6 protein-coding genes are annotated in these 6,179 nt (G+C 35.3%); 1 reads left to right on the top strand and 5 read right to left on the bottom strand.

The window, feature by feature from the left end:
• The 5 genes from ENL20_12015 to ENL20_11995 form a co-directional block, all read right to left on the bottom strand.
• On the bottom strand, positions 1–1,481 hold a 1,481-nt coding region (locus ENL20_12015; GenBank protein HHE39281.1), incomplete at its 3' end, for an ABC transporter permease.
• Entirely contained in the window at positions 1,444–2,205 is a 762-nt protein-coding gene (locus ENL20_12010; protein ID HHE39280.1) for an ATP-binding cassette domain-containing protein, read from the bottom strand. The genes ENL20_12010 and ENL20_12015, both read right to left, overlap by 38 nt.
• Positions 2,206–2,282: 77 nt before the next feature.
• Positions 2,283–3,347 carry a M42 family peptidase gene (locus ENL20_12005; protein HHE39279.1) on the bottom strand — a complete coding sequence of 355 codons (1,065 nt, stop codon included), beginning with the start codon at positions 3,345–3,347 and terminating at the stop codon, positions 2,283–2,285.
• A gap of 90 nt (positions 3,348–3,437) precedes the next feature.
• Entirely contained in the window at positions 3,438–3,839 is a 402-nt protein-coding gene (locus ENL20_12000; GenBank protein ID HHE39278.1) for a cupin domain-containing protein, read from the bottom strand.
• Between the two features lie 72 nt (positions 3,840–3,911).
• A complete protein-coding gene (locus ENL20_11995) occupies positions 3,912–4,139 on the bottom strand; it encodes a NifU family protein (GenBank protein HHE39277.1) in 228 nt (75 codons plus the stop codon).
• Between the two features lie 460 nt (positions 4,140–4,599).
• Between ENL20_11995 and ENL20_11990 the strand changes: the two genes are divergently transcribed.
• Complete coding sequence (locus ENL20_11990) at positions 4,600–5,913, top strand: GTPase (GenBank protein ID HHE39276.1); 1,314 nt, start codon at positions 4,600–4,602, stop codon at positions 5,911–5,913.
• Positions 5,914–6,179: the final 266 nt, after the last annotated feature.

Below are 6,179 nucleotides of genomic sequence, written 5' to 3'. Positions count from 1 at the left end.
GGTTTGGTGGGATTCATCCTCAAAACTTTTTTTATATCGGTTTTAGCTATTTTTAAGATCAATATGGTTGGGAAAAATATTAATAGAATTTCAGTTCTGACTAAACCCTTGGCAATGTCTTTTGCCTGCCAGTTTCCTCCAATATAAAAGAGAGCCAATAAAACTATGATAAAAAATAAAACAGCAGTCTGGATGGAAAATACATTCTTCTTTTCTTTTCCCCAGAATTTAAGGGATTTTTCTTCTGCAGTGCGGAATAGGACTGACTCATTATTGAAGAGTTTTACTGAGATGAAAATCGCTATAAAATCCAAGAAAATTGTTGAGAAAAGCACGATCAATAAATGTGAAGTTTCAAAACTTCCCAGCATAATATCCCTGAATAAAAGTGAGAAATTAACGATCGGGATCAAAGCAAATCCAAAATTCAGTTCAAATCCAGGCAGAAAACTGACCATCGAAAGCATGATCCCGCCAAACAAAACAGGCATTTGATAACTCTGTGCTTCCTTAATATTTCGGGAATAGGTTGAGATTGAGAGAAGTAATGCGGAAAATAGAGTAACTAAAGGTATCATCAAAAGAAGGATCAGGATGAAATTTGCGATTGGTAACTGCAAATCACTGATGCTTGCTTGATATTGAGAGAAAATATGTTGAAATGATAGATACATACTGAACAGATTCAGAAGTACAGTAATTAAAGAAATAGTGATAATGGTCAGATATTTTCCAATGACAAGTTCGTTCCTGCGAGCTGCGCTGACCAGTATCGTTTCCAGAGTTTTTCTTTCTTTTTCACCGGCAACAAGGTCTGAAGCAACAACTGCCGCACTGCTAATCGTAAGAATTATTAACAAATACGGAAGGAATTTTCCCAAAGCAAAACCGAGCATTTGTTCGGGAGGTGCGATATTTTCTTTTTTTAATTCGATGGCATTGAGGATTTCTTCATTGATTTTTATCTGCTGAAGCCTTTCCCCAATTAATTCATCTTCGATCTCAAAGAGTTTATCACGAATTTTCTGAAAGGTTTTAGAGCTTCTTTCGTTAGTTTCATCATAAATAATTTTTGTGATAAAAACCTGGTAACCGGTTGTTGATAAACTATCATTTAACTCAACCACTGCCTGCAGACTTTTATCCTCAATGAGTTCATGAAAAGTTGTTTCGTGATAAACATCCATTTTCTGCATAACTTGAAGATTCTCTATAGTTTCAAGTTCGGATCTGATTCTTTGAGAATTCTCATCTAAAATGTTGTCATTTACATAAATAAGAATTTCCTGTTCTTCTAATTTCATTTCCTGGCGCGACATCATGGAGGAAAAAGCGATCATGATCAACGGATATAACACGATCGGAAGGACTAAAGAGGTAATGATAGTCCTTCTATCGCGGAAAAGATCGAGGAGTTCTTTTTTGTAAATGGTCAGGATCTTGTTAAAATTCATTAGTTTCAACCTTTTTGGTTTTTTCATTTACAAAATGGATGAAAATATCATCGAGATCATGAAAACAGGATTCTGTTTTGAATTCCTCCCATGTTCCTTCAGCAAGAAGTTTACCTTTATGTATCATCACGATTTTATCAGCAATTCTTTCAGCTTCTCTCATAATATGAGTTGAGAATAAAACGCATTTGCCTTCATTTTTACATTTATGAATAAAATCAACGATATTTTTAGCTGTCAGAATATCCAGTCCGGCTGTCGGTTCATCAAAGATCATAACCGGAGGATCATGAATAATGGAACGAGCAATGGAAACTTTCTGCTTCATCCCAGTAGAAAGTAGATCGACTTTCTTATCAAGGAATTCAAACATATCAAGTAGTTCAGCAATATCATTAATTCTTTTTTTTATTATTTCATCTTCAACATCATATAGTCTGGCAAAATAAGTTATTATTTCTCTCGCTGTCAATCTTGCATATAATCCTGTATCTCCGGAAAGAAAACCAAGATTTGATCTTACTTTTTGCGAATCATTAATGATATCGAAACCTTCAATTGTTGCAGTTCCAGCAGTAGGTTGTAAAACTGTTGATAACATTCTCATGGCAGTAGTTTTGCCAGCGCCGTTGACTCCGAGAAGAACGACGATCTCACCTTTTTCTGCTGAAAAAGAAAGTTCATTGACCGCATATAGTTTTTTTCCATTTTTCTGGATAAATACTTTTGTAAGATTCTCAACTTTTATCAAATTAACCTCAATAAATCAAACTTGGCAAGTTTTTGAGAACTTGCCAAGTTTGTGATTTTAAATAAGAAAACCTAAATTTATATCTTCGGAATAAAATCAGTTTTATCATCGATCATACGAGCAAATTCTGCCAGGATCTTAACAGCTCCCTCCAGATCATTAAATGAAATGATTTCATTAGGAGTATGCATATAACGGTTTGGTATACTTATCAAACCGGATGCAACTCCAGAACGAGTAGTTTGAATGGCATTAGCATCAGTTCCTGTTCCGCGAGGTGCAGCTTCAATCTGATATTTAATTTTTACTTTTTTTGCTGCTTTTTTTAGAAGTGAAAATACTTTCGGATTGATATTCGCTCCTACAACAAGAACAGGTCCCTGACCAATTTTTATATCACCCATAACATTTTTATCAATTCCCGGATAATCGGTTGCATGAGTTACATCAACAGCAATTCCAACATGAGGATCGATTCCAAAGGCACTTGTAATTGCTCCTCTCAAACCGATTTCCTCTTGAACTGATGACACAGCATAGATATTTGCGGAAATTTTATCATCAGCTAATTCCTTTAAAAGAGCTCCGGCTACAAAAACACCGGATTTGTTATCTGTAGCTTTGGTTGCAATAATATTCCTGTTTAACATTTCAATTCCTGGAGAATAAGTTATAGGATCACCGACTGCTACTTTTTTCTCTGCATCTTTTTTATCTTTTGCACCAATATCAATCCAGAGTTCATCGAGAGTTACCGTCTTTTTCCTCTCTTCCGGTTTGAGAAGATGTATTGGTTTTCGTCCGATTATTCCTCGATAAACTTTCTTTTCGTGATAAATATTTACTTTTAATCCGGGAAGTAAAGTAGAGTCAACACCACCGATCGTAGTGAATCTGATAAAACCATTTTCATCGATATATTTGATCATCAATCCGACTTCATCCGCATGTCCGGAAACCATAAATCGAAGTTTTCCTGTTCCTTTTTTTAGAGCAATTACATTTCCGTGAACATCTGTTTTAACTTCATCAGCAAGATCTTTTACAAAATCACGATAAATTTCCTGCACCGGCTGCTCAAAACCGGACGGACTTGGTGATTGCACCATGTCTTTGAAAAATTTTCTTAAATCTTTTTCCATTTCCCCTTCCTTTTTTATTTTAATTTAATAAATTCTTTATCTGCTTTATCTCGTTCCCAAATTGAATTTGGGAATGAGATTGAACTTCGATCAGCAATTATTCGCTACTCCGGTTGCGAATGGATTTATCGTTTTTTTTTCTTGAGTTTTTGGTTTGTCATGAGGAATAATACAGAGGAATTTTAAAATCGAATCACCGGAATTCTTAAACTGATGCTTTTCATTTGGATCAACAAAGATCGCATCTCCTGATTTGAAAGGTCTTTCTCCCCACTCTGTAACTAATTTTCCCGTACCTTCGAGACAAAACACTTCATGTTCCCAGGTATGAAAATGAAAAGGTGTATTTCCATTTGGCTCGACTTCAAACATTCTCATAGCAAAATTCGGAGCATTATCTTTCTGCGAGATCAACCAGCGAATTTTTGTTCCCTTTGCACCTTCAACATTTACATCTTCTAATTGAACATCTTTATAATTTACTAATTTCATTTTCCAATACTCCTAAAAAATTTTCCGATAAATTTATTAGAATCTCTAATATTATAGTATCCGAAAAATCAGTTAAACTGAAATTACTTCTTTTATACGGGGAATTTCTTCTTTCAGAACTCTTTCTATTCCTGCTTTTAAAGTCAGGGTAGCCATCGGGCAACCAGCACATGCTCCCTGTAATTTTACTTCAACTATATTATCATCTCTAACATTCACTAATTCGCAGTCTCCACCATCAGCTTGCAGAGAGGGTCTGACTTTATCCAGAACTTTTTGTACTTCTTCTTTAGATACCATTATATCCTCCATAATTTTTTCTGCCAAAAAAAATATAATAAAATTTCCGTAAAGAAAAATCAAAAATTAAAAAGAGTCCACTCTAAAAAAGGTCAAATTCAATAAAAATTAGAAACCGTTAAAACAGTTAATACTTTTTCCTGTTTTATTAACCACCAACTTAAGTTTGCTGTTAATAAGATGATAGATGACATTAACTGATTCCTCATTTTCCAAATTTTGTACAAACTTTCTAACATATCCAAAATTAGTGCCTTTTTAGAGTGGACTTAAAAAAACCATCATTTTATAAAAATTTGTTCAAATGAAAATTGCTTAATTCAATTTCACTACTAACTAGAAAAAAAATAGATGGTTTTCAGAGATATATTAAATTATAAAATTGATCAGAAAAATCCTTGACTTTAAAGCCCTGACTTAAAGTTTGTCCATCAAATTTAATAAAAAAAAGGAAGACAAAATGAGAAAAAAAGTAGTTATAATGGGTGCTGCAGGACGCGATTTCCATAATTTTAATTTGAATTTCAGAGATAATGATGATTATGATGTCGTTGCCTTTACAGCAACCCAAATCCCCGATATTAATGATCGGAAATATCCTGCCGAATTAGCGGGAAAACTTTATCCGGAAGGAATTCCAATATATGCGGAAGAAGAGATAGTTGACCTGATCTTAAAAAATGATGTCGATCGAGTCGTTTTTGCATATAGTGATGTTCCTTATGAAAGGGTAATGCATAATGCTTCTTTGGTCAATGCAACCGGAGCGGATTTTGTTTTGATGGGACTCAAGAATTCTCAGGTCAAAACAACCAAACCTTTGATCACTATCTGTGCGACTCGAACCGGTTGCGGAAAGAGTCAGACAACCAGAGCTGTTGTTAAGATACTCAAAGACAAAGGTTTGAAGGTTGCTTCTATCCGTCATCCTATGCCGTATGGTGATCTGGTTGCTCAAAAAGTTCAGAGATTTGAAGTTCTGGAAGACCTGGAAAAGCACAAATGCACGATCGAAGAAATGGAAGAATACGAACCTCATATCAAAATGGGAAGTATTATCTATGCAGGTGTTGATTATGAAGCGATCGTACGCGAAGCGGAAAAGGAAGCTGATGTCATCATCTGGGATGGTGGCAATAACGATACAGCTTTTTACACTTCCGACAAGAAATTAGATATTGTGGTTGTTGATCCGCATCGTCCGGGTGATGAATTGGCTTATTATCCCGGTGAGACTAATTTGCATGTTGCGGATGTGATCGTCATCAATAAGATAGATTCAGCTGATCCGGAAGGAATTCAGATAGTGCGCGATAATATTCGAGATATTAATCCTGATGCGATCGTCATCGATGGAGCTTCTCCCATTTCTGTCGATGATCCTGATCTGATCAAAGGTGCACTCGCTCTCGTTGTCGAAGATGGACCAACTCTTACTCACGGTGAAATGACTTACGGTGCCGGAGTTGTTGCTGCTGAAAAATTCGGTGCTGCTGAACTTGTTGATCCTCGCGAATTTGCAGTTGGAACAATTGCAGAAACCTTTGAGAAATATCCTGACATTGGTGTTCTTTTACCTGCGATGGGTTACGGTGAGCAACAGATCAAAGATCTGGAAGAAACGATCAATGCCATCGAATGTGATGTAGTCATTATCGGAACTCCCATTGATTTACGAAGAATCGTGAAAATCCACAAACCTGCTGTTCAGGTTAAATATGACCTGCAGGAAATCGGACATCCGACTCTGGCGGATGTTTTGAAGGATTTTTGAGAAAGATATAATTTATATGACATAAGGGACAGCATGTTTGTTGTCCCTTTTTTATATATTAAGAATTCTTGATCTTAAGAAATATATCCACCTTTTCTGTTTGAATATTTTAGTTCCCAACCCTTTTCTTTGAAAAGTTTTCTAACATTTTTATTAACAACTTGAAAATAACTTTTGCCTGTTTTTTTTGCAATTTCAGCAATCTTTTTTTGGGCCTTATATTTCTCTTCTAATAATTCGCTCTTATACACTATTCCTCCGTAAAT

The organism is Candidatus Cloacimonadota bacterium (assembly GCA_011372345.1).
Lineage (GTDB): Bacteria > Cloacimonadota > Cloacimonadia > Cloacimonadales > TCS61 > DRTC01.
The sequence above is the reverse complement of the archived record's forward strand: the minus strand, read 5'-3'. Positions and strand labels throughout refer to the sequence as shown.